Origin of the sequence: Streptomyces smaragdinus (genome assembly GCF_009604385.1) — a bacterium.
Lineage (GTDB): Bacteria > Actinomycetota > Actinomycetes > Streptomycetales > Streptomycetaceae > Streptomyces > Streptomyces smaragdinus.
The window spans coordinates 268,433-290,314 of record NZ_WEGJ01000003.1 but is presented as its reverse complement, the minus strand read 5'-3'; the positions used below and the strand labels follow the sequence as shown (position 1 = coordinate 290,314).

The 21,882-nt window shown below is 72.6% G+C and carries 24 protein-coding genes and 1 tRNA gene; 12 read left to right on the top strand and 13 right to left on the bottom strand.

Going from position 1 to position 21,882, the window contains the following annotated elements:
* Positions 1-32 precede the first annotated feature (32 nt).
* Together SRB5_RS07430 and SRB5_RS07425 are read right to left on the bottom strand one after the other, a co-directional pair.
* Positions 33-1,037 (bottom strand): aldo/keto reductase, encoded by a 1,005-nt coding sequence (locus SRB5_RS07430; protein WP_323377237.1) that lies wholly within the window; start codon positions 1,035-1,037, stop codon positions 33-35.
* Complete coding sequence (locus SRB5_RS07425; RefSeq protein ID WP_153450622.1) at positions 1,034-1,477, bottom strand: MerR family transcriptional regulator; 444 nt, start codon at positions 1,475-1,477, stop codon at positions 1,034-1,036. The genes SRB5_RS07430 and SRB5_RS07425 overlap by 4 nt, the downstream gene beginning before the upstream one ends.
* Before the next feature lie 90 nt (positions 1,478-1,567).
* On the opposite strand from SRB5_RS07425, the gene SRB5_RS07420 reads away from it, so the two are divergent.
* On the top strand, positions 1,568-2,386 hold the full coding sequence (locus tag SRB5_RS07420; RefSeq protein ID WP_153450621.1) for a serine hydrolase domain-containing protein: 819 nt from the start codon (positions 1,568-1,570) through the stop codon (positions 2,384-2,386).
* A gap of 172 nt (positions 2,387-2,558) precedes the next feature.
* Here SRB5_RS07420 and SRB5_RS07415 read toward each other — a convergent pair whose 3' ends face one another.
* Positions 2,559-3,236: a pirin family protein gene (locus tag SRB5_RS07415; protein WP_323377236.1), complete on the bottom strand. Its 678-nt coding sequence runs from the start codon at positions 3,234-3,236 to the stop codon at positions 2,559-2,561.
* 141 nt (positions 3,237-3,377) lie between these two features.
* Here SRB5_RS07415 and SRB5_RS07410 point away from each other — a divergent pair, with 141 nt between their 5' ends.
* The 5 genes from SRB5_RS07410 to fabF all read left to right on the top strand — a co-directional run bounded on the left by SRB5_RS07410 (position 3,378) and on the right by fabF (position 8,259).
* Positions 3,378-4,565 carry a PucR family transcriptional regulator gene (locus tag SRB5_RS07410; protein WP_323377235.1) on the top strand — a complete coding sequence of 396 codons (1,188 nt, stop codon included), beginning with the start codon at positions 3,378-3,380 and terminating at the stop codon, positions 4,563-4,565.
* An 89-nt stretch (positions 4,566-4,654) separates the two neighbouring features.
* Positions 4,655-5,590 (top strand): ACP S-malonyltransferase, encoded by a 936-nt coding sequence (locus SRB5_RS07405; RefSeq protein WP_323377234.1) that lies wholly within the window; start codon positions 4,655-4,657, stop codon positions 5,588-5,590.
* Positions 5,587-6,621 carry a ketoacyl-ACP synthase III gene (locus SRB5_RS07400; RefSeq protein WP_323377233.1) on the top strand — a complete coding sequence of 345 codons (1,035 nt, stop codon included), beginning with the start codon at positions 5,587-5,589 and terminating at the stop codon, positions 6,619-6,621. Before SRB5_RS07405 ends, SRB5_RS07400 begins: the two co-directional genes overlap by 4 nt.
* Before the next feature lie 44 nt (positions 6,622-6,665).
* A complete protein-coding gene (locus SRB5_RS07395) occupies positions 6,666-6,914 on the top strand; it encodes an acyl carrier protein (protein ID WP_153450874.1) in 249 nt (82 codons plus the stop codon).
* An 82-nt stretch (positions 6,915-6,996) separates the two neighbouring features.
* Positions 6,997-8,259, top strand: a complete 1,263-nt coding sequence (gene fabF / locus SRB5_RS07390) for a beta-ketoacyl-ACP synthase II (RefSeq protein ID WP_323377232.1) — start codon at positions 6,997-6,999, stop codon at positions 8,257-8,259.
* A 77-nt stretch (positions 8,260-8,336) separates the two neighbouring features.
* Here fabF and SRB5_RS07385 read toward each other — a convergent pair whose 3' ends face one another.
* Entirely contained in the window at positions 8,337-8,831 is a 495-nt protein-coding gene (locus SRB5_RS07385; protein ID WP_323377231.1) for a DUF3145 domain-containing protein, read from the bottom strand.
* Positions 8,832-9,071: 240 nt separating this feature from the next.
* On the opposite strand from SRB5_RS07385, the gene SRB5_RS07380 reads away from it, so the two are divergent.
* Entirely contained in the window at positions 9,072-9,962 is an 891-nt protein-coding gene (locus SRB5_RS07380) for an SGNH/GDSL hydrolase family protein (RefSeq protein ID WP_153450618.1), read from the top strand.
* A gap of 3 nt (positions 9,963-9,965) precedes the next feature.
* On the opposite strand, the gene SRB5_RS07375 is transcribed toward SRB5_RS07380, so the two are convergent.
* The 3 genes from SRB5_RS07375 to SRB5_RS07365 all read right to left on the bottom strand — a co-directional run bounded on the left by SRB5_RS07375 (position 9,966) and on the right by SRB5_RS07365 (position 13,870).
* Positions 9,966-11,102, bottom strand: a complete 1,137-nt coding sequence (locus SRB5_RS07375) for a serine hydrolase domain-containing protein (RefSeq protein ID WP_153450617.1) — start codon at positions 11,100-11,102, stop codon at positions 9,966-9,968.
* 88 nt (positions 11,103-11,190) lie between these two features.
* Complete coding sequence (locus tag SRB5_RS07370) at positions 11,191-12,492, bottom strand: serine/threonine-protein kinase (RefSeq protein ID WP_323377230.1); 1,302 nt, start codon at positions 12,490-12,492, stop codon at positions 11,191-11,193.
* A 79-nt stretch (positions 12,493-12,571) separates the two neighbouring features.
* Positions 12,572-13,870, bottom strand: a complete 1,299-nt coding sequence (locus tag SRB5_RS07365; RefSeq protein ID WP_153450615.1) for a coiled-coil domain-containing protein — start codon at positions 13,868-13,870, stop codon at positions 12,572-12,574.
* 99 nt (positions 13,871-13,969) lie between these two features.
* Between SRB5_RS07365 and SRB5_RS07360 the strand changes: the two genes are divergently transcribed.
* Positions 13,970-14,044 (top strand) — tRNA-Val (locus SRB5_RS07360).
* Between the two features lie 252 nt (positions 14,045-14,296).
* Positions 14,297-15,547, top strand: a complete 1,251-nt coding sequence (locus SRB5_RS07355; RefSeq protein WP_153450614.1) for an acyl-CoA thioesterase/bile acid-CoA:amino acid N-acyltransferase family protein — start codon at positions 14,297-14,299, stop codon at positions 15,545-15,547.
* Between the two features lie 7 nt (positions 15,548-15,554).
* On the opposite strand, the gene SRB5_RS07350 is transcribed toward SRB5_RS07355, so the two are convergent.
* Entirely contained in the window at positions 15,555-16,391 is an 837-nt protein-coding gene (locus SRB5_RS07350; protein ID WP_153450613.1) for a helix-turn-helix domain-containing protein, read from the bottom strand.
* A 120-nt stretch (positions 16,392-16,511) separates the two neighbouring features.
* A complete protein-coding gene (locus SRB5_RS07345) occupies positions 16,512-17,474 on the bottom strand; it encodes an NADP-dependent oxidoreductase (RefSeq protein ID WP_153450872.1) in 963 nt (320 codons plus the stop codon).
* A 117-nt stretch (positions 17,475-17,591) separates the two neighbouring features.
* On the opposite strand from SRB5_RS07345, the gene SRB5_RS07340 reads away from it, so the two are divergent.
* Positions 17,592-18,560 carry a GlxA family transcriptional regulator gene (locus tag SRB5_RS07340; protein ID WP_153450612.1) on the top strand — a complete coding sequence of 323 codons (969 nt, stop codon included), beginning with the start codon at positions 17,592-17,594 and terminating at the stop codon, positions 18,558-18,560.
* On the opposite strand, the gene SRB5_RS07335 is transcribed toward SRB5_RS07340, so the two are convergent.
* Positions 18,561-18,944, bottom strand: coding sequence for a winged helix-turn-helix transcriptional regulator (locus SRB5_RS07335; protein WP_153450611.1), 384 nt, complete (start codon positions 18,942-18,944; stop codon positions 18,561-18,563).
* Positions 18,945-19,084: 140 nt separating this feature from the next.
* Here SRB5_RS07335 and SRB5_RS07330 point away from each other — a divergent pair, with 140 nt between their 5' ends.
* A complete protein-coding gene (locus SRB5_RS07330) occupies positions 19,085-19,945 on the top strand; it encodes an SDR family oxidoreductase (RefSeq protein ID WP_153450610.1) in 861 nt (286 codons plus the stop codon).
* A gap of 65 nt (positions 19,946-20,010) precedes the next feature.
* Here the strand turns inward: SRB5_RS07330 and SRB5_RS07325 are convergent, their stop codons facing one another.
* A complete protein-coding gene (locus SRB5_RS07325) occupies positions 20,011-20,577 on the bottom strand; it encodes a TetR/AcrR family transcriptional regulator (protein WP_153450609.1) in 567 nt (188 codons plus the stop codon).
* Between the two features lie 87 nt (positions 20,578-20,664).
* Between SRB5_RS07325 and SRB5_RS07320 the strand changes: the two genes are divergently transcribed.
* Positions 20,665-21,126 carry a nuclear transport factor 2 family protein gene (locus SRB5_RS07320; protein ID WP_323377227.1) on the top strand — a complete coding sequence of 154 codons (462 nt, stop codon included), beginning with the start codon at positions 20,665-20,667 and terminating at the stop codon, positions 21,124-21,126.
* 50 nt (positions 21,127-21,176) lie between these two features.
* On the opposite strand, the gene SRB5_RS07315 is transcribed toward SRB5_RS07320, so the two are convergent.
* The gene (locus SRB5_RS07315) at positions 21,177-21,632 is read right to left on the bottom strand and encodes a hypothetical protein (RefSeq protein WP_153450608.1); all 456 of its coding nucleotides are present in this window, start codon (positions 21,630-21,632) and stop codon (positions 21,177-21,179) included.
* 59 nt (positions 21,633-21,691) lie between these two features.
* On the bottom strand, positions 21,692-21,880 hold the full coding sequence (locus tag SRB5_RS07310) for a hypothetical protein (protein ID WP_153450607.1): 189 nt from the start codon (positions 21,878-21,880) through the stop codon (positions 21,692-21,694).
* Between the last annotated feature and the right edge of the window lie 2 nt (positions 21,881-21,882).

Genomic DNA, 21,882 nt, shown 5'->3' with positions numbered 1-21,882 from the left:
GACCCGCGCCGCCGCGACCGGTGTGTGAGCGGCTACTCCCGCCCCGCCGACGTCGGCCCCATGTCCGCGTACCGCTCCCCGGACACCTGCCCCGCGATCGGCTCCAGCAGCGCCAGCTCGTCCGCCGTCAGCGTCACTGCCGCCGCCGCCGTGTTCTCCTCCACCCGGCTGCGCCGCCGCGTCCCCGGGATCGGCACCACGGTCAGCCCGTGCACCGACGCCCGCTGGTGCACCCACGCCAGGGCCACCTGCCCCGGCGTCAGCCCGCGGACCTCCGCGATCCGCCGCAGCGGTGCCAGCAGCTCCGCGTTCTTCGCCGCGTTGTCCCCGGTGAAACGCGGCTGGGAGTGCCGGAAGTCGCCCTCCGCCAGCCCCTGCGTGGAGGTGACCGCCCCGGTCAGGAAGCCCCGGCCCAGCGGGGAGTACGGCACGAACGTCACCCCCAGCTCCGCCGCCGCCGGCACCGCCGTGCGCTCCACGTCCCGGCTGAACACCGACCACTCCGACTGGATCGCGGCGATCGGATGCACCTGGTACGCGGCCCGCAGCTCCGGCCCGGTGACCTCGCTCAGGCCCAGCCGGCGGACCTTGCCCTCGCGGACCAGCTCCGCCATGGAGCTCACCGTCTCCTCGATGGGGACGTCCGGGTCGCGGCGGTGCATGTAGTACAGGTCGATCGTCTCGACGCCCAGCCGCGACAGACTGCCCTCGATCGCCCGGCGGATGTACGCCCGGTCGTTGCGGGTCCCGCGGTACTCCGGGCGCGCGGGGTCGAGCTCGATGCCGAACTTCGAGGCGATCGTGATCTCGTCCCGGTGGGCGGTGACGAACGGCGAGAGGAACCTCTCGTTCTCCCCGATCCCGTACATGTCCGCCGTGTCGTAGAGCGTGACGCCCAGCTCCAGCGCCCGCTTCAGGGTGCCCAGCGCCTCACCGGCGTCGGTCGGCCCGTAACCGAAGCTCATGCCCATACAGCCCAGCCCCTGGACCCCGACCTCGGGCCCGTCGTGGCCGAGACGCACCTTGTCCAGCGTCACTGGGACCCGCCTCCGTAGACCTCGATCTTGAAGTCGAGGACCGCCAGCGTCCCCTGCAGATCCGCGATGTGCCGGCGGACGTCCTCGCGATGGCGGACCAGCAGCTCCTGGCGGGCGGCGAAGGTGTGGTCGCCCTCGCGTACCAGCTCCGCGTAGCGCACCATGTCGGCCACCGGCATCCCGGTCAGCCGCAGCTTGCCGACGAACTCCAGCCAGCCGAGGTCCTGGTTGTCGTACCGGCGCTGCCCGGTGTGCGAGCGGTCCACCCGGGACATCAGCCCGATCCGCTCGTACCAGCGCAGCGTGTAGGCGCTCAGCCCCGTGTGGGACGCCACCTCGCTGATGGTGTAGTTGTCCTCGCCGTCGGGGCGGGGGCGGAACGCGGTCTCGGACACACACAGGCCGACCTTGGTGTCGGCCGCCGTCTCGGTCACCGTCATGACCTCCACGCTAGAGACTTGGAGTGCACTCCAGGCAAGCACAGCGGGCGGCATGAGGGCCTATCGGGGGAGGGCGTTACGCTCGGCGGTATGGACAGTCTGCGGATGATCGATACCTGGCCGGTGACCACGGCGGCTGCCGCCGTCGTCCGCGCGGACGGCACCCTCGCCGGCACCCACGGTCCGCAGGACCACCGCTTCCATCTCGCGTCCGTGACGAAACCGCTCGCCGCGTACGCCGTGCTCGTCGCCGTCGAGGAGGGCGCCGTCGAGCTCGATGAGCCGGCCGGCCCGCCCGGCGCCACGGTACGGGACCTGCTCGCGCACACCTCCGGCCTCGGCTTCGACGAGGCGCGGGTCTTCGCGGCGCCCGGCAACCGGCGGCTGTACTCCAACGCCGGCTTCGAGGCCCTGGCCGACCATCTGGCGAAGGCCACGGACATCCCGTTCGCCGAGTACCTCCACGAGGCGGTGCTGGTCCCGCTCGGCATGACGTCCACCACCCTGGACGGCTCCGCGGCCAAGGACGGCCGCTCCACGGCCGCCGACCTCACGCGCTTCGCCGCCGAGCTGCAGCGCCCCCGGCTGATCTCCGCCGGGCTGCACGCCGAGGCGACGTCCGTCGTACGCCCGGGACTCAAGGGCGTGCTGCCCGGCTACGGGCACCAGAACCCGAACGACTGGGGCCTGGGCCTGGAGATCCGCGACGGGAAGTCGCCGCACTGGACGGGAGCGACGTCCTCGCCCCGCGCCTTCGGACACTTCGGGCAGTCCGGTACGTTCCTGTGGGTCGACCCCGACGCGGGCGCGGCCTGCGTCGCGCTGACGGACCGCGCGTTCGGCGAATGGGCCGCCGAGGTGTGGCCCGTCTTCACGGACGCCGTGCTGGCGGAGCTCCGCAGGCCCTAGGGCCTGTACGGAGTTCCCCGTCTGCGCCCCGACGCCCGGCACGCACTCTCGCCGCACGGTGGACCAGGACAGGTGGCTCCGCCACATGACCTGGTCCACCGCACGCCGAGAGCACGCACCGAACGCCGCGACGCCGCGCTCCGCGCGAACGACGGGGAACTCCGTACAGGCCCTAGCCGTACTCCGGGCCGGCGGCGTTCATCTCCCACACCAGCACCTCCGCCGGCCCCCCGGCCGCCGTGATCTCCAGCCCCTCCGCCCCGGCGATCCGCGCGGCGTCGCCCTCGCGGACCTCCTCGCCGCCCAGGCCCACCGTGCCGCGCACCACGTGCGCGTACACCCACGGGGCGTCCGGGAGCGCGGTGCGCTCACCCGGCGCGAGACGGCGCACGTGCAGCAGCGCGCCCGCCGCCTCCACGGCCAGCGGGGTGCCGTCGGCGATGCCCCGGACCAGCTCGTACGCGGGCTTCCCGCCCGGTCCGCGGGGCATCAGCCACATCTGCACGAACCGCAGCGGGCCGTCCCCGTCGTTGCGCTCGACGTGCGTGACACCGCTCCCGGCGCTCAGATGCTGCACGTCACCGGGCCGGACGTACCGCTCGTTGCCCTCGGAGTCCCGGTGGATGAGCTCGCCCTCGACCACCCACGTGACGATCTCCATGTCCCGGTGCTGGTGCTCACCGAACCCGGCCCCGGCCTTCAGCCGCTCCTCGTTGCACGCCACCAGCGCCCCGAAGCGCACGTTCTCCGGGTCGTAGAACCCGGAGAAGGAGAACGCGTGCAGCGACTCGATCCCCGCCCCCGCGTCCCCGCCCCGATACCGTCCCTCGCCCCGCCGCACCTGAATCACCCCCTCACGGTACGCCGCCCCCCACCCCCGCCCGCGCAACCGCGTCCCTCACCGGCCGAGTTGCGTTGCCGCTGTGTCCCGGTCCTGCACCGGTGCGGCTCCCGTGCCGGACGCGGCGGACATTCGGCCTACCCTGGACCCGTGCCAGAACCCGTGACCCCGCGCAGCGACCACACCCACGCGGCGACGCTGAAGCGCCTGGAGAAAGCCTCCGGAGAGCTCGCCGCCGCCGCCATCGCCCGGATGGACGAGCAGCTGCCCTGGTACCGGGCGATGCCGCCCGAGCACCGGTCGTGGATCGGGCTCGTCGCCCAGGCCGGCATCGCCGCGTTCACCGAGTGGTTCCGCCACCCCGGGACCCCGCAGGCGATCAGCACCGACGTGTTCGGCACCGCGCCGCGCGAGCTGACCCGGGCGATCACGCTGCGCCAGACGGTCGAGATGGTCCGTACGACCATCGAGGTCATGGAGACCGCGATCGACGACGTCGCCGCCCCCGGCGAGGAGCGCGTGCTGCGCGAGGCGCTCCTCGTGTACGCCCGGGAGATCGCCTTCGCCACCGCCCAGGTGTACGCGCAGGCCGCCGAGGCCCGCGGCGCCTGGGACGCCCGGCTGGAGTCCCTGGTGGTCAACGCCGTGCTCTCCGGCGAGGCCGACGAGGGCGCCCTGTCCCGCGCCGCCGCCCTGGGCTGGTCCAGCCCCGACCACGTGTGCGTGATCCTGGGCACCGCCCCCGACGGCGACAGCGAGCTGACCGTCGAGGCCATCCGCCGCGCCGCCCGGCACGCCAAGCTCCAGGTCCTCACCGGGGTGCTCGGCGACCGGCTGATCGTCGTCGCCGGCGGCAGCCCCGACCCGCTGAAGGCCGCGAAGTCCCTGATCGGACCGTTCGCCCGCGGCCCGGTCGTGGCCGGCCCCGTCGTCGGCGACCTGCTGGCCGCCAACAGCTCCGCGCAGGCCGCCGTGGCGGGCCTGAAGGCGTGCGGCGCCTGGCAGGACGCGCCGCGCCCGGTGCTCGCGGACGACCTCCTGCCCGAGCGGGCCATCGCCGGAGACCCCGCCGCCCGCGAGCAGCTGGTGGAGGAGATCTACAGACCGCTGGAGGAGGCGGGCTCCGCCCTCCTGGAGACGCTGAGCGTCTATCTGGAGCAGGCGAGCAGCCTCGAGGGCGCCGCGCGGATGCTGTTCGTGCACCCCAACACCGTCCGCTACCGGCTGCGACGTGTGACCGACGTCACGGGTTGGTCGCCCTCGGATGTGCGATCGGCGTTCACCCTGCGTATCGCCCTGATCCTCGGCCGCCTGACCGAAGCGGAGCCCCGCTCCTAGGTGCTTGTGGGAACCCAACAAAGTGCCTTCGTGTTCTTCGTCCCGGTCCCCACGGGCGCGAGAGGGGCCGGACAAGAGATGGTGTGAGGGTGCTCGTACTCGCTGCCCCCGGCCAAGGCGCCCAGACGCCCGGATTCCTGACCCCCTGGCTCGACCTGCCCGGCGTCCACGGACGACTGGAGACCTGGTCGGGCCCCGCAGGCATCGACCTCGTCCGGTACGGGACGACGGCCGACGCCGACGAGATCCGCGACACCGCCGTCGCCCAGCCGCTGCTGGTGGCCGCCGGCCTGGTCGCCGCGTACGCCCTCTTCGGGGACGACCCGGCCGAGGCCGTACGGGACCGGGCGGGCGCCGTCGCCGGCCACAGCGTCGGTGAGCTCACCGCCGCCGTGCTGGCGGGCGTGCTCACCGCCGAGGAGGCCCTGGCCCTGGTCCGCGCCCGCGGCGTGGCCATGGCGCAGGCCGCCGCCGTCACCGAGACGGGCATGTCCGCCGTCCTCGGCGGCGACCCGGACACCGTCCTCGCCCACCTGGCGGACCTCGGCCTGACCCCGGCGAACATCAACGGCGCCGGCCAGATCGTCGCCGCAGGCACCGCCGCCCAGCTCGCGGCCCTCGCCGCGGACAAGCCGGAGAAGACCCGCGTCATGCCGCTCAAGGTGGCCGGCGCGTTCCACACCGCGCACATGGAGCCCGCCGTCGACGTCCTGGCCGCCGAGGTCAAGGCGCTCGCGCCCGCCGACCCGCGGCTCCCGTACGTCTCGAACAAGGACGGCGGCGTCGTCACGTCCGGCCAGGAGGTCGTCGACCGCCTCGTCGGACAGGTCGCCAACCCGGTGCGCTGGGACCTGTGCATGGAGACCTTCGCCGGCCGCGGCGCCACCGCGCTGGTGGAGCTGCTTCCCGGCGGCACCCTGACGGGTCTCGCCAAACGCGCCATGAAGGGCACGAAGACCGTAGCGCTGAAGACCCCGGACGACCTCCAGGCCGCCCGGGACGCCATCGAGGAGGCCCGCCAGTGACCGCCAGGATCAAGCCCGCCAAGGGTTCCCCGTACGCCCGGATCCTCGGAGTCGGCGGCTACCGACCCACCCGGGTGGTGCCGAACGAGGAGATCCTGAAGTACATCGACTCCTCCGACGAGTGGATCCGCTCCCGCTCCGGCATCTCCACCCGCCACTGGGCCGGCCCGGACGAGACCGTCGCCGAGATGTCCGTCGCCGCGGCCGGCAAGGCCATCGCCGACGCCGGGATCTCCCCCGACGACATCGACGCGGTGATCGTCTCCACCGTCTCGCACTTCAAGCAGACCCCCTCGATCGCCACCGAGATCGGCCACCGGCTCGGCGCCGGCAACCCGGCCGCGTTCGACATCTCCGCCGCCTGCGCGGGCTTCGGCTACGGCCTCACCCTGGCCAAGGGCCTGATCGTCGAGGGCAGCGCGAGCCACGTCCTGGTCATCGGCGTCGAGCGGCTGTCCGACCTCACCGACAAGTCCGACCGCGCCACCGCGTTCCTCTTCGGTGACGGCGCCGGCGCGGTCGTCGTCGGCCCGGCCACCGAGCCCGGCATCGGCCCGAGCGTCTGGGGCTCCGAGGGCGACAAGGCCGACGTCATCACCCAGACCGTGCCGTGGGACGACTTCCGCGGCCCCGAGCGCGACGACCTGCCGGTGGACGCCGACGGCGTGGTGAAGTTCCCCGCGATCACCCAGGAGGGCCAGACGGTCTTCCGCTGGGCGGTCTTCGAGATGGCGAAGGTGGCCCAGCAGGCCCTCGACGCCGCCGGGATCAGCCCCCAGGATCTGGACGTCTTCATCCCGCACCAGGCCAACATGCGGATCATCGACTCGATGGTGAAGACGCTGAAACTGCCCGAGCATGTCACGGTCGCCCGTGACATCGAGACCACAGGCAACACCTCGGCCGCCTCGATCCCGCTCGCCATGGAGCGGCTCCTGGCGACCGGACAGGCGAAGAGCGGGGACCTCGCTCTCGTGATCGGCTTCGGGGCGGGACTCGTCTACGCCGCGACTGTCGTTACCCTCCCTTGAGTCCCGATCCCGGGCTCACCGAAGAGAACAAGAAGGAGCGCCACATGGCCGCCACGCAGGAAGAGATCGTCGCCGGTCTCGCGGAGATCGTGAACGAGATCGCCGGGATCCCGGTCGAGGACGTCGCCACCGACAAGTCCTTCACCGATGATCTCGACGTCGACTCGCTCTCCATGGTCGAGGTCGTCGTCGCCGCCGAGGAGCGCTTTGACGTCAAGATCCCCGACGACGACGTCAAGAACCTCAAGACGGTCGGCGACGCCACCGACTACATCCTCAAGCACCAGGACTGAAGCACGTACGGTCAGACGTGCTGACCGCTGTCGCCATCCGCGCGGCGGCGCCGTATTCCTCGAACTCTGGAGAGAACATCCCGTGAACACGACCAATCGCACCGTGGTCGTCACCGGTATCGGCGCCACCACACCGCTGGGTGGCGACAGCGCGTCCACCTGGGAGGGCCTGGTCCAAGGGCGCTCGGGCATCACCAAGCTGGAGCAGGACTGGGCGGCCGAGCTGCCCGTGCGCATCGCGGGCACCATCGCCGTCGAGCCCACCGAGGTGCTCGCCCGGCCGCTGGCCCGCAAGCTCGACCGGTCGGCGCAGTTCGCCCTGATCGCCGCCCGTGAGGCCTGGGCCGACGCCGGGTACACCGGCAAGGCGGGCGAGGACCCCGCCGTCGAGCCCGAGCGCGTCGGCGCCGTCGTCGCCTCCGGCATCGGCGGTGTCACGACGCTCCTCGGCCAGTACGACGTGCTCAAGGAACAGGGCGTACGCCGGGTCTCGCCGCACACCGTGCCCATGCTGATGCCCAACTCGCCCTCCGCGAACGTCGGCCTCGAGGTCAACGCCCGCGCGGGCGTGCACACCCCGGTCTCCGCCTGCGCCTCGGGCGCCGAGGCCATCGGCTACGCCGTCGAGATGATCCGCAGCGGCCGCGCCGACGTCGTCGTCGCCGGCGGTACGGAGGCGGCGATCCACCCGCTGCCGATGGTCGCCTTCGCCAACATGATGGCGATGTCGAAGAACAACGACGAGCCCACCCGGGCCTCGCGCCCCTACGACAAGGCCCGCGACGGCTTCGTCCTCAGCGAGGGCGCCGGCATCGTGATCCTGGAGTCCGCCGAGCACGCCGCCAGGCGGGGCGCGCAGATCTACTGCGAGGCCGTGGGCCAGGGCCTGTCGGCCGACGCCCACCACATCGCCCAGCCGGAGCCCACCGGCCGCGGCGTCGCCGCCGCGCTCGAGCACCTGTTCGCCGAGAACGACGTGAAGCCCGCGGAGGTCGTGCACGTCAACGCGCACGCCACGTCCACCCCGCAGGGCGACGTCGCGGAGGTCAAGGCCCTGCGCAGGGTCCTGGGCGACGACCTCGGCCACATCATGGTGTCCGGCACCAAGTCGATGACCGGTCATCTGCTGGGCGGCGCCGGCGGCATCGAGACGGTGGCGACCGTGCTGGCGCTGAAGAACCGGGTGGCGCCGCCGACGATCAACCTGGAGAACCTCGACGACGAGATCGAGCCCGACCTCGTCTCCGGCGAGGCCCGGCCGCTGCCGGAGGGCCGGATCGTCGCGCTGAACAACTCGTTCGGCTTCGGCGGTCACAACGTGGTGCTGGCGCTGCGGTCGGTCTGATCTCCCGTACGACGTGAAAGGGCGCCCGGGGTCTCCCGGGCGCCCTTCGCGTGGTGTACGGGCTTACGGGGGCGCGCTCAGACGACCTGGTGCAGCCAGCGCACCGGGGCGCCCTCGCCGGCGTAGCGGAACGGCTCCAGCTCGTCGTCCCAGGGCTTGCCCAGCAGCTTGGCGATCTCCGCCTCCAGGTCCGACTCGCCCCGCACCGACCGCGCCAGCGCCGCGCGCAGCCGGTCCTCGGGGATCAGGATGTCCCCGTGCATCCCCGTCACGGCGTGGAAGATGCCGAGCTCCGGGGTGGAGGAGAAACGTTCGCCCTCAGCCGTGGCACACGGCTCCGCCGTCACCTCGAACCGCAGCAGATGCCAGCCCCGCAGCGCGGACGCCAGCCGGGACGCCGTCCCGGGCTCGGCCTGCCAGGAGAACTCCGCCCGCCACGTCCCGGGCGAGGCGGGCTGGCGGATCCAGTCGAGGCTCACCCGGCCGCCGAGGACACCGGCGACGGCCCATTCCACATGCGGGCACAGCGCTCGCGGCGCCGAGTGGACGTAGAGCACTCCACGTGTCGTCACCTGGACCTCCGATTTCGAGACGGCCGCGGCTCCCCCGGGTTGCCTAGAGTAAACACCCTCGCGATCGGATTCCCCGCAAAGGGGACAGGATATGACTGCGTGTCATGTCGCTGGGGCACACTTCCCGGTCGCTGGGGAAAAACTATCGTGCCGGACGCGCCACCGGGTGTCGTACCGTCGGTACGGGAAGGGGCCGACGTCCGTTCGGGCGTGGCCCCGTGGGCGCGAAGGGGCTCTGGGATGCGACGAGGATTACGGGCCGCTGCCGCGGCGCTGGCGGCGGCCGCCCTGCTGACGGCCGCGGGCTGCACCGGCGACGGGGACTCCTCCGACGCCCGGGCACGCGCGGGCGGTTCACCGGCCGGGGAGGCCCGGCCGTCCCCCAGGCCCACGGGGCCGGTGTGGGACACCTCGCCCCGCTCGATCGCCGCCCTCGGCGACTCCATCACGCGCGGGTTCGACGCCTGCGGCGCGCTGTCGGACTGCCCGGAGGTGTCCTGGTCGACGGGCGACTCCTCGGACGTCAACAGCCTGGCGGCGCGGCTGAAGACGTCGCCGTCGAAGACCTGGAACCTCGCCCGGACGGGTGCGCGGATGCAGGACCTCTCCGGCCAGCTGGACAAGGCGATCGCGCGCAGGCCGCAGCTGGTGACGATCCTGATGGGCGCCAACGACGCCTGCCGGCCGACGACCACGCGCATGACGGCCGTCGGCTCGTACCGGCAGCTGTTCGCCGACGCCCTGACCCGGCTCAGGCGCGAGCTGCCGCACACCCAGGTGTACGTGTCCAGCGTTCCGGACCTCGAACGTCTGTGGGAGGTCGGGCACAACAACGAGATGACGCGGCAGATCTGGTCGCTGGGCATCTGCCCGTCGATGCTGGAGTCCCCGGTCGACTTCGATCCGCGCACCGTCGACCGCCGGGCGCGGGTGACCGACCGGGTGCGGGACTACAACGAGGTGCTGCGCACCGAGTGCGCCAAGCATCCGCTGTGCCGGTACGACGGGGGCGCGTCGTACAAGTTCCGGTTCAGCTCGTCGCATCTGAGCAAGTGGGACTACTTCCACCCCAACAGGTCGGGGCAGGGGAAGCTGGCGGAGCTGGCGTACGCGCGGATCCGGTCGTCGTAGGGGTCAGTGCTTCCCCTTGGCGAGGAGGGCGCAGACCGCGTCCTCCTCGGCCGCGCGGAGCTGCTTCAGCAGGCCGGGGGGCGTGTCGCGGTTGACCTGGGTGGTGATCGTGAAGGTCAGCGAGCGGCTGCCGTCGGGGGTCGCGGCCATCAGCTGGGTGTAGCCCGCCGTGTTGCCCGTGTGGCCGAGGACCGTCCCGCAGCGGGTCCGGTACCGGAAGATCGCCAGGCCCACCCGGTTCTCGCCCGGGCCCGCGGGCTCGGACGAGCCCCTGATCCAGTGGCGTTGTTGGCTCAGCGCGTCCTTCGAGGTCAGGGCCCCGGACGCGTAGCCGCGGATGAAGCGCGTCAGGTCGCGCGGCGTGGACACGATGCCGCCCGACGCCCACAGGCCCGAGGCGCCGAACAGCTCGCTGACGTCCTCCGGCGGATTCGGCGGATCCATGGCGTAGCCGCGCATGTACGGCTCCGGCATCTCGTACCCCAGGGGGAGGCTCGTTTCGTGCAGCCGCAGGGGGCCGTACACCTCGCGGCGCAGGAGTGCGTCGTACGTCCGGCCGGTGGCCTGTTCCGCCATCAGGGCGACGGCGATGTTGTCGGAGTTGGAGTAGCGGTACGTGGAGCCGGGGGCGAAGTTCAGCGGCTTGTCCGCGACGAAGTCCAGCAGGCGGCGGGGGTCGAAGACGTGGTGCGGGTCGGCGCGCAGGAGGTCGCGGAAGGCCTCGTCCTCCGAGTAGTCGGGCAGGCCGCTGGTGTGCTGCAGCAGCCGGCGGAGGGTCACGGCGTGCCAGGCGGCCGGCAGCCGGGGGAGACGGTCGCCGATGGTGTCGTCGAGGCCGAGGCGGCCCCTGCGTACGAGGGAGAGGGCTACCGCACCGCTGAAGGCCTTCGCGGTGCTGGCGACGCGGGTGTGGTCGGCGGGGTCGATGGGGCGGTGGTGGGCCAGATCCGCCGTGCCTGCGCGGAGGACGCGGGTGTGGTCGCCGGAGCGCAGCACGACGATCACGCCGGGCGGGCCGCCGTCGGCGTTCACCAGGGCGTTCAGGCGGTGCTGGAGGTCGTTCGTGGCAGCGGCGGCGGGTGCGGGGGCCGCGAGGGTCAGGGCGCACAGGAGCGCGACGAGGGGGAGGGGCTTGGACATCGTGCTCCCGGATCGCGGGCGGGCGGGGGTAGGCCCAGGATCGGTCCGGGAGACGGGGGTACGCCCGTGGTCGTACGCCGTCCGGGTGTCAGGTCTCCCCCAGCAGCCGGGCGCGGGTCGACGGGTGCAGTGCCGTGATTACCATGGCGACGGCCGCCACGGCGGTGACCGGGGCGATGACGAAGACGAGCGTTGAGGCAGTACCGTCCGCCGACGTCACGTCCGCGCCCGTCATCATCGCCTGCAGGCTGAAGCTCGCCCCCTGCAGTGCCACCACGGTACCGGCCACCGCGAGCACCGTGCGCCCGGCGGACTTCCTCAGCGACAGCAGCATGGTGCCGGCGTTGAGCGCGAGCATGAGCGCGATCAGCAGCGCCATGTTCGCCGCGATCAGCCCGGTCGGCGCCCCGTCCTCGTCGAGGAATCCCATGGCCGAGACGAACATGACCACGAGCCCGACACTGCACAGCGCCGACAGTGGCCGCACCACCTTCGCCGCCAGGGCGCCCCGCGGCGCCCGCCGCACCGGGGCATCCTCGGGCGACCGGTCCAGCTCCCGCAGCGCCCGGGCGACCGCGGCGGCGTCCGCGTACCGCCGCGCGGGATCCTTGCGCATCAGCTTCAGGACGACCATGTCCCATTCGGTCGGGATGCCGTACTTCACCGAACCGGGGCGCGGCTCCATCTCGTCGAGATGCGCCGTGATGTACCCCACCGCGTCCGCGGCCTCGAACGGCAGCTCCCCGGTGATCAGCTCGTAGAGCACACAGCCCAGGGCGTACAGATCGCTGCGCGGTTCCGGATTCCCGCGCGCCTGCTCGGGCGCCATGTACGGGGGCGAGCCCACGATGTAGCCGGTCCGGGTGATCCGGGTGGCCGCCGTGCCCGTGCCCTCGTCCACCGCCCGCGCGATGCCGAAGTCGAGGACCTTCACCAGGCCGGACGGGGTGACGAGGATGTTGGACGGCTTGATGTCCCGGTGCATCACCCCGGCCTCGTGCGCGGCTCCCAGCGCGTCGGCGACCTGGGCGCCCCAGTGCGCCGCGTCCCGCAGGGTGACCTCACCCCGGCGCAGCAGCACGTCCAGGCCCTCGCCCCGGACCAGCTCCATGACCAGGAACGGGACCGTGGCGCCCGCGCGCTCGGTCTCGCCGAGGTCGTGGATGGTCACGATGCCGGGGTGCTGGAGCGCGGCCGTCAGCCGCGCCTCGCGCAGGAAGCGGGCCCGTGCCTCGGCGCTCTCGGGGCCGTTGCCGGCGAGCAGCGAGATCACCTTGACGGCCACGGGCCGGTCGAGCGATTCGTCCCGGGCCTCCCAGACCTGGCCCATCCCGCCCTCGCCGAGCTGCCGTATCAGCCGGTACCGGCCCCCGAGAAGCTCGTCGCGCACAGCCGCCCCCGTTTCCTGTCCGATCCCTGACATATGACCACGCGTAAACCCGCTGCACGATACAGGGGTTCGCCCGGAGTTACCGCGCCCCGGAGCCCCGCTCCGAGCGGATCTCCTGGACGACGTGGGCCGCGGTGTCCCGTACGGCGTCCAGCTCCATCAGGAAGTGCCAGTAGTCCGGATGCCGGCCCACCAGCCCCTCGACCGCCCGGTCCAGCCGCTCCACGGCCGCGTCCAGCGGCGCCGCGTGCCGGGGGTCGGGCCGGTCCCGCCCGGCCATCGCCAGGCGCTGGGCGTCGCGGATCGCGAACCGGGTGCGGTCGACGTCCGCCTGGTGGTTCGCCTGCACCTCGTTGAGCCGGCGCAGCCGGTCCTGGGCGGCGGTGACGGCCTCGTCGGTGTTGTTGAGCAGCGCCCGCGCCGTCCCCAGCAGCGCCGTCGCGTCCGCCCAGCGCTGCTCCGCCCGCGCCCGCGCCGCCTCGCCGATCTTGCCCTCGGCCTCCCGTACGGCCCGCTGCGCCTGCTCCGGCACCGGCTGCAGGTCCTGCCAGGACGGCGAGGCGAACCGCCGGCGCAGCTCGCTGAGCACCGGCGGCACCCGCTCGGCGCGGGTGGCGAGCGCCTGGGCGCGGGTGCGCAGACTGCCCAGCCGCTTGTCGAGGTCCTCCGCCCGCCGCGGCAGCTGCTCGGCCTCGGCGCGCAGGGTCTCCGCCTCGCGCTGCATGTCCATGGCCCGGCGGATGGTCTCCTGCACGCCGTGCACCCCGGCGCCCTGGTTGAGCTTCGTCAGCTCGGGCGCCAGCCTGGCCAGCCGGGCGGCGAGCTCGTCCGCGCGGTAGCCCTTGTCCCGTACGGCGTCCAGGGCGTTGCTGGCGGCCAGCAGCGCCTGGCGGGCCCGCTCCACGGAGGGGGCGAGGCGGGCCAGCTGGGTCTCGGCCTTCTCCAGCAGGGGGCCGAGGTTGTGGGCGAAGTGGTTGAGGTCGGCGCGGACCTTCTCCAGCCTGTTGGTCGCCTGCTGCAGCTCGGTACGGGCGCGGGCGGCCGTACCGGGGTCGAGGTCGACGCGGTCGAGGTCGTGGGCGTCGACGGCGGTGATGTACTCGGCGGACACCTCGTCGATGCGCCGGCCGAGCGCCGTGAAGTCGGAGACGACCTTGCGGGCGGCGGGGGAGTCGTCGACGGCGGAGATCGTCTCTATGGAGATCCGCAGGTCACGCTGGGCGGTGTCCAGCTCGTAGAACGCCGTGGCCGCCGCGTCCTTCGCCGCCTGCGCCTCGGCCCGCCCACCGTCACCACGCCCCGCACCCCAGCCCCAGCGCCTGGTGCCGTGTGACGTCACAATCCACTCCCGCGCTCGACCCCGACCACCTCCGGACATTGTCCCACCAGGAGAAGACGAACCAAGGGCCCGGATGGTTCGCGACCGGGATCGGATTTGCCGCCGCCCCCACCGGGCAAGGTATGGTACGGCTCACCCGGACGCGTAGCTCAGCGGTAGAGCGCCGCCCTTACAAGGCGGATGTCGGCGGTTCGAAACCGTCCGCGTCCACCAGACCCCTCCGGCGAGACGACGGAGGGGTTTTCGGCGTCATGGTTACTCCCGAGGCGCGATACCGGACACATGGGAGTCACGGGGGGAATCGGGGCATCCACGCCCCGGCCCCGCACCACCCGAGGCCCCGGATGCCGCTTCCCGGAAGCGAAGCACGCGGACCGTTGCCGGGACCGGGGCATGGATCCGGGAACGGCCCGGGTGCACCCTGATGACGGACCGTCGTGCGGTCCGGTCAAGGGGGTACGGGGGATGAGGCGTTCAGCCGTATGGGGAGCCGCCGCGGCGGTGGCGTTACTGCTTGCCGCCGGGTGTACCGGTGGGGACGGGCACAGTACCCGGGCGGCGATCGAGGTGGACAAGGCGGAGGCCCTCGCGGATCAGCCGGTGCGGATACGGGTCACCGGGCTGAAGGCCGGCGAGGAGGTGACCGCCACCGCCAAGGCCGTGGACTACGCCGGGATGTGGTGGACGGGGCGGGCCACCGTCGAGGCGGACGCGAACGGGACCGTCGATCTCACCCGCGCCCGGCCGAGCGACGGTACGTACAGGACCGTCGACGGCATGGGCCTGTTCTGGTCGATGCGACCGCAGCGCGGGCCGACCGACGAGTCCTCCTACTTCAGCGGGAGGCCCGAGGACAAGCCGTCCTTCCGCGTACGCCTGGACATCCTCGCCGGCGACCGGCGGATCGCGACCCGCACCCTGACCCGCACCTGGCTGGCCGGCGGTGTCGCCGACGACTCCCTCACCGTGGCCGAGGACAGCGTCAACGGCAAGCTCTACCTCCCGCCCGCCGATGCCCCACGCCGTACGCCGGTCCTCGTGCTCGGCGGCTCGGAGGGCGGCAACTGGGGCATTTTCGACGCCGCCCTGCTCGCCTCACGCGGCCACCCCGCACTGGCCCTGTGCTACTTCGGCTGCAAGGGCCGCCCCGACACCCTGAGCCGTATCGACCTGGAGTACTTCACCGAGGGGATCAAGCTGCTCGGCCGCCGCGCGGGTACCGGCGACAAACCGGTGGCCGTCATCGGCATCTCCCGCGGCACCGAGGCCGCCCAGCTCCTCGTCCACCGCTATCCGAGCCTGGTCGGCGACGTGGTGCTCAACTCCCCCACCCGCGACACCGCCGACGGCCTCCCCGACGGCGGCCCCGCCTGGACCGATCACGGCAAGCCCCTGTCCTATTCACCCATCCCGCTGGACCGGGCACGCGGCACCGTACTGGCCGTCGCGGGGATGAGAGACCGCGTCTGGCCCTCGTTCCCGGCGGCCAAGGACATCGGCCGGCAACACGGGGCCGCCGGCCAGAAGCACCGCGCACTGCTCTACCCCGAGGCCGGCCACGCCGTCGGCGACTTCCCGTACACGGCGACGGCCGTGACCATCAAGCACCCGGTGTACGGCCAGTATCAGAACCTGGGCGGTACCGCGGCCGCGAACGCGAAGGCCCGCGAGGACAGCTGGCCGCAGATCCTGCGCCTGCTCTCCAGCGAGGGATGACGCGAGCTCACCCGGCGGTGAGAGGCGACCCGGACTCCGCCAGGGACGCCAGGAGGCGGAGCTTCTCGGCGCTCTCGCTGTCCTGGTCCGGGTAGTAGAGGACCAGGAGCAGCCCGTCCACCGGCAGCTTGTCGCGGTGCAGGCGCAGTTCGCCGACCACGGGATGGTTCACGGTGGTGGTGCCGCCGTCGAGGGCGCGCACGTCGTGGCGGGCCCAGAGGGTGCGGAAGCGTTCGCTCGCGAGGGCGAGTTCGCCCACCAGCTCCACGTAGCGCGGGTTGTCGGTGTCGTCGCCGACGGACTTGCGGAACGCGGCGACGGCCGTTTCCGCCGCGCGGGGCCAGTCCTGCTGGAAGGCCTGCTCCTCGGGGTCGAGGAGCAGCGAGCGGAGGCGGTTGAACCCGGGCCGCAGACGCGGGTTGAGCGCTACGGCGAGGGGGTTGGAGGCGAGTACGTCGAAGGCGCGGCCCTCGACGAACGCGGGCACCCCGAGGGTCGCCAGCAGCTGGTGCAGCCGGGCCGGCACGCGTTCCGGCTTGGCGCGGCGGCGTGACCGGGGGCGCGGGGTCGCCAGGCCGAGGAGGTAGTCCTGCTCGAGGTCGTCGAGGCGCAGGACCCGGGCGAGGGATTCGAGGACCTGCCGGGAGGGGTTCTTGTCCCGGCCGCGTTCGAGCCGCAGGTAGTAGTCGGCGCTGATGCCCGCCAGCATCGCGACTTCCTCCCGCCGCAGCCCCGGGACGCGGCGGCCGGTCCCCCCGGGGAGTCCGGCCTGCTCCGGGGTGACCAGCGCCCGCCGGGCACGGAGGTAGTCGCCGAGCGGATTGGGACGGTTTACGTCGCTCATATCGAACATCGTAGGCGGGTCCCGTCCAGCGAAGGGAGGCCCCGCGAGGACCCCGGAAGGGGCCGTCGGCCCACGTGAGCGGTCCGGGTCCATACCCCGGACCGCTCACGGACAACGTGATCAGCCGACCGTGAGGACGACCTTGCCCCGCGTACGCCCCGCCTCCACGCGGGTGTGGGCCTGGGCCGCCTGCTCCAGCGGAAAGGTCTCCTCCACCTCGACGGCGACCTCACCGGCGTCGATCAGCCCGGCGATCGTGGCGAGCGCCGTACCGTCCGGCTCGACCAGATACGGCGTGACCCGCACGCCGACCGCCTCACCCGCCTTCGCCAGGTCCGGGGAGACGCCGGACGGCACCGCGACCAGCAGACCGCCCGGGCGCAGGACCGTCAGCGCGCGGGTGCTGGTCAGGTCGTGGGCGTCGCCCACCAGGTCGATGACGACGTCGACGTCCCGGACGACGTCCTCGAAGCGGGTCGTGGTGTAGTCGACGACCTCGTCGGCCCCGAGCTCCTTCAGCCACGCGTGCCGCGCGGCGCTGGCCGTCGCGATCACATGGGCGCCCAGATGCCGCGCGAACTGCACCGCGAAGTGCCCCACCCCGCCGGCCGCGGCCGTGATCAGCACCCGCTGCCCCGCCCGCACCCCGGCGGTGTCGACCAGGCTCTGCCAGGCGGTCAGCGCCGCCAGCGGCACGGCGGCGGCGTGTGCGTGGTCCAGGGTGGCGGGCTTACGGGCCCACTGACGCGCCGGGGCGGTCACGTACTCCGCGTAACCGCCCGCCGCGCGCGGGAACCACGGCATCCCGTACACCTCGTCGCCGGGCTTCAGGGTGGTGACGCCAAAGCCGACCGCCTCGACCACACCGGAGACGTCCCAGCCCAGGATCAGCGGGAACGTCTGCAGCCCCGCCATGCCCTGGCCCTCGCGGGTCTTCCAGTCCACCGGGTTGACGCCGGCGGCCCGCACCCGCACCAGCACCTCGGTCGGCAGCGGCTCGGGGCGCGCGACCTCCCCGACGGTCAGCACCTCGGGGCCGCCGAACTCGCTGATGGTCACTGCCCGCATGGTGTGCTCGCTCATGTCGTCCTCGTTCATGTGTGGTTCTTCGAGACGGCGATCTCCGCCGAAAGAAAGAGTGCCGTGTGCCGGGGGAGGCGAGTGAGTGGCCGGGGAGCCACCTGTCGTACCATTCCGGCCATGCCGCATCGTGTCGTCGTCCTCGCCCTCGACGGAGTCCTCCCCCTGGACCTGGGCATCCCCGCCCGCGTGTTCAACGAGGCCTGCGAACCCGACGGGACCCGTCTGTACTCCGTCAGCACCTGCTCCCTCGGCGGCCGGCCCGTGCGTACGCACGAGGACTACCGGATCGTCGTCGACCACGACGAGTCGGCGCTGGACACCGCGGACACCGTGGTGATCGCCACCCAGGAGCCCGGCGACCGGCTGCTCGCGACCGGCGAGCTCCCCGGCGAACTCGCCGCGGCCCTGGCCCGGATAGGCCCGCGGACCCGCATCGTCAGCCTGTGCACCTCGGCCTTCCTGCTCGCGGCGGCCGGTCTGCTGGATGGCGGGCGGGCCACCACGCACTGGGCGCTGTGCGACGCGCTGGCGCGGCTGTTCCCCGGCGTCGAGGTCGATCCCGACGTGCTGTTCGTCGACAACGGCCGCATCCTGACGTCCGCCGGCGGGGCGGCCGGGATCGACCTGTGCCTGCATCTGGTCCGGCTGGACCACGGGGCGGCGGTGGCCTCGGCCGCCGCGCGGCGCTGCGTGGTGGCGCCGTGGCGCGAGGGCGGGCAGGCGCAGTTCATCGAGCACCCGGTGCCGCAGGACACCGACCGGTCCACCTCGGCGACCCGGCAGTGGGCGCTGGACCGGCTGGCGGAGCCGATCACGCTGGAGGACATGGCGCGGCACGCGCACATGAGCGTACGGACCTTCACCCGGCGGTTCCGCGGCGAGGTGGGGAGCAGCCCGCTGAAGTGGCTGGCGCAGCGGCGGCTGGCGCACGCGCGGCTGCTGCTGGAGTCCACCGATCTGACCGTCGCGCGGATCGCCACGACCTGCGGCTTCGGCGACCCGGTGGCCCTGCGCAAGCACTTCCACACGTACGTGGGGCTGTCGCCGCTGGCCTACCGCCGGGCCCACTGCGCCCCGGTGTCCTGACTACCGGGCGTCGTACTCCTCGCGGGCGGTGACGACGTCCCCGACGTGCCGCACCGACCACTCGGTGAGCGCCTTCAGCGGCTCCCGCAGGGTCTGGCCGAGCGCGGTCAGCTCGTACTCCACGTGCGGCGGCACCTCCGGATAGACGGTCCGGCTGACCAGCCCGTCGCGCTCGAGGGTGCGCAGCGTCTGCGTGAGCATCTTCTCGCTCACGCCCGCCAGCGCCTGGCGGAGCCGGCTGAACCGGGAGGCGCCGTGGCGGCCGAGCTCGCCGAGGACGAGGACCGCCCACTTGCTGCCGATCTGGTCGAGCAGGTCCCGGGAGGGGCAGCCGCGCTCGTACGGATCGAACGTGGGCCCCGTCACCTTCCGAACAGCCGCCATCCGACTCACCTCAATGCTTTCGCCTGGGTAAGTACCCTACCAGGAAGTGGCTACTTCCCGTTGGAGAGTGTGCAGGTCACCCTGTATTTCATCCCGCCGCGGACGGATCGCGCCGGGCGCTCACCGAAAGAGGGACCACCATGTCGATCGTCGTCACCGGAGCCACCGGCCGCCTGGGCCGGCTCACCGTCGAGGCGCTGCTGCGGCGCGGCACCCCGGCCGCGGACATCGTCGCGACCGGCCGGGACATCACGGGGATCAAGGACCTGGCCGACCGGGGCGTCACGGTGCGCCGCGCGGACTTCGCGGACCCCGACAGCCTGGCGGAGGCCTTCGCGGGGGCGTACAGGCTGCTGCTGGTCTCGGCCTCGGTCCCGGTGGACGGCCGCGTGGCCAACCACCGCCGCGCGATCGACGCCGCGGCGGCGGCGGGCGTCTCGCTGGTGGCGTACACGAGCACGACGCACGCGGACACGGCGGCCACGGTCATCGGCGCCACGCACGGCGAGACGGAGGCGTACCTGCGGGACCACGGCATCGCCCACGTGCTGCTGCGCAACGGCTGGTACCTGGAGAACTACACCGACCAGCTGCCGCACATCCTGGCCCACGGCGCCGTGGTCGGCGCGGCGTCCGACGGCCGGATCAGCGCCGCGTCCCGCGCGGACTACGCGGAGGCGGCGGCCACCGTGCTCACCACCGAGGGCCACGAGGGCGCCGTCTACGAACTGGGCGGCGACGAGTCCTTCACGCTCACGGAACTCGCCGCGGCGATCTCCACGGCGACCGGCGAGCAAATCGCCTACGCCGACCTCCCGGTCGCCGAGTTCGCCGGAGCGCTGACCGCCGCGGGCCTGCCGCCCGAGCTGGCGGAGGTCCTGGCCGACGCGGACCTCGGCATGGCCCGCGGCGAGATGCACACGGCCTCCGGCGATCTGCGCCGGCTCATCGGCCGCGCGCCGGTAACGCTGGCGGAGGCACTGGCGGCGGCGGGGCGCTGACCAGCCCTCCAGAGGCACGGCCCCTACGACGACCCGGCCTGTCATCGGCATCGTGGGCCGACGTCTCAGGGCGTCCCCAGCAGCGCTGCCGCCGCAGCGCGGGCGTGGTGGGCCGGGGTGGGGTCCGCGGTGATCGCTGCTGTGACCATGGCGCCCTCCGCCAGGAGGTAGAGGGGGTCGGTCAGGGGGAGGTCGGTGGCTGCGGTCCAGGTTGCGAGTTGGGCGTGGAACGCTTTTTTGTGGGCTCGGACCTCCGTCAGGATCGGGTCCGATGTCTCGCCGAATTCGCCGTACGCGTTGATCCAGGCGCAGCCCCGGTACGTGGGCTCCGCGAACCATTCCGCCAGCCAGTCGAAGACCGCCAGGACGCGGGCGCGGGGGTCCGTGTGCTGTTCCACGTATGACGCCAGGTTGCCGCGCCAGCGGAGGTCGCGGCGTCTGAGCATGGCTACCACCAGGTCTTCCTTCGTCGCGTAGAAGCGGTAGATCCGTTTCAGGGGGAGGCCCGACGTCGCTCGGACCTCGTCCATGCCCACCGCGCGGATGCCCTTTTCGTAGAACAGCTTCTCCGCCGCGTCCAGCAGCGTCTCGCGGTCGAGGCGGCTTTGCTCCTCCGTGATCGGGGCGGGCATCGCGGGGCTCCCTTGACGTCGAGAACGGTCGTTCCCTACCTTAGCTCCAGAGGTGGAGAACGCACGTTCTCGACGTGAGGAGTCGCTGTGTCCGAAAGCCGACCGCCCTATCCGCCGTTCACCCCGGAGACCGCGCGCCAGAAGGTCCAGGCCGCCGAGGACGCGTGGAACACGCGGGATCCGCAGCGGGTGGCCCTCGCCTATACGCCGGACTCCCGGTGGCGGAACCGGGACACGTTCGTCAGCGGGCGGGAGGAGATCGTCGCGTTTCTGACCAAGAAGTGGGAGCGCGAGCAGGATTACGCGCTGCGCAAGAGCCTGTGGGGGTTTCGCGAGGACCGGATCGCCGTGCGGTTCCAGTACGAGTGGCATGACGCGGACGGGCGGTGGTGGCGGAGTTACGGCAACGAGCTGTGGGAGTTCGATGGGCGGGGGCTCATGCGGCGGCGCGAGGCCAGCATCAATGACGTCGCCATCGCCGAGGCCGATCGGCGGATTCACGGGCCTCGGCCGGAGGAGGAGTACGGGGTGGAGCTTCCGCTCCAGTGAGGGGCCGGGCCCCGGCCCGGGGGGATGGGCGGGGCCCGGCGTGAGGGGGGTCAGGCCTCCGGCGTGACGGGGAGGCAAATGGCGTAGACCGAGTAGGAGCCCATGGTGCTGGCCGGGTTGTTGAAGGACACCGTCCAGATGTTGTCGGGGGACGGGTAGGACTCGTACACCTGGACGGTGAGGCTGTTGCCGCCGAGGGGTGTCTTCAGGCCGCCGCCCGTGATGGTGGTGTCTGCGGGGCAGGTGGCGGTTCCGGTGTTGAGTCCGGAGACCAGGTCGTACGGCTCCTCGATGATCTGGGTGGGGAGGGTCGGGCCAGCTGGTCCGGGAGGTCCGGGAGGTCCAGGGGGTCCGGGGCAGGGGTGTGTGCTGCGGGGGCAGGTTTCCTTGGGGGTGTCCGGGGGGTCGCCGGCCGCCTGGGCGGTGGAGGCGGCTGCCGTGAGGAGGGCTGCGGCCAGCAGGGGGGCGGTGGTTCGGCGTAGGAGGGTTGTTTGCTTTTGAAGCATTCTGACCTCGGGGATATTGTGGGGGTTTCAGCCTGAAAGGGCTGGATGCGGTGATTTCATCACACCGGGTCGGTTTCCGTTCGCCGTGCGATCCATTCGGGGCCGTCCCCGGCCGGGCAGCCGTCGCGGCAGCGCCACAGGGGGAGGTCGTAGCCGGGACCCGTCGTCGACGCGACGACCGCGTACCCGTACGGGGCGAAGGGGCCGTCCGGCGAGTCGCAGCGCCAGCAGCGGCGGTGGTCGGTCACGG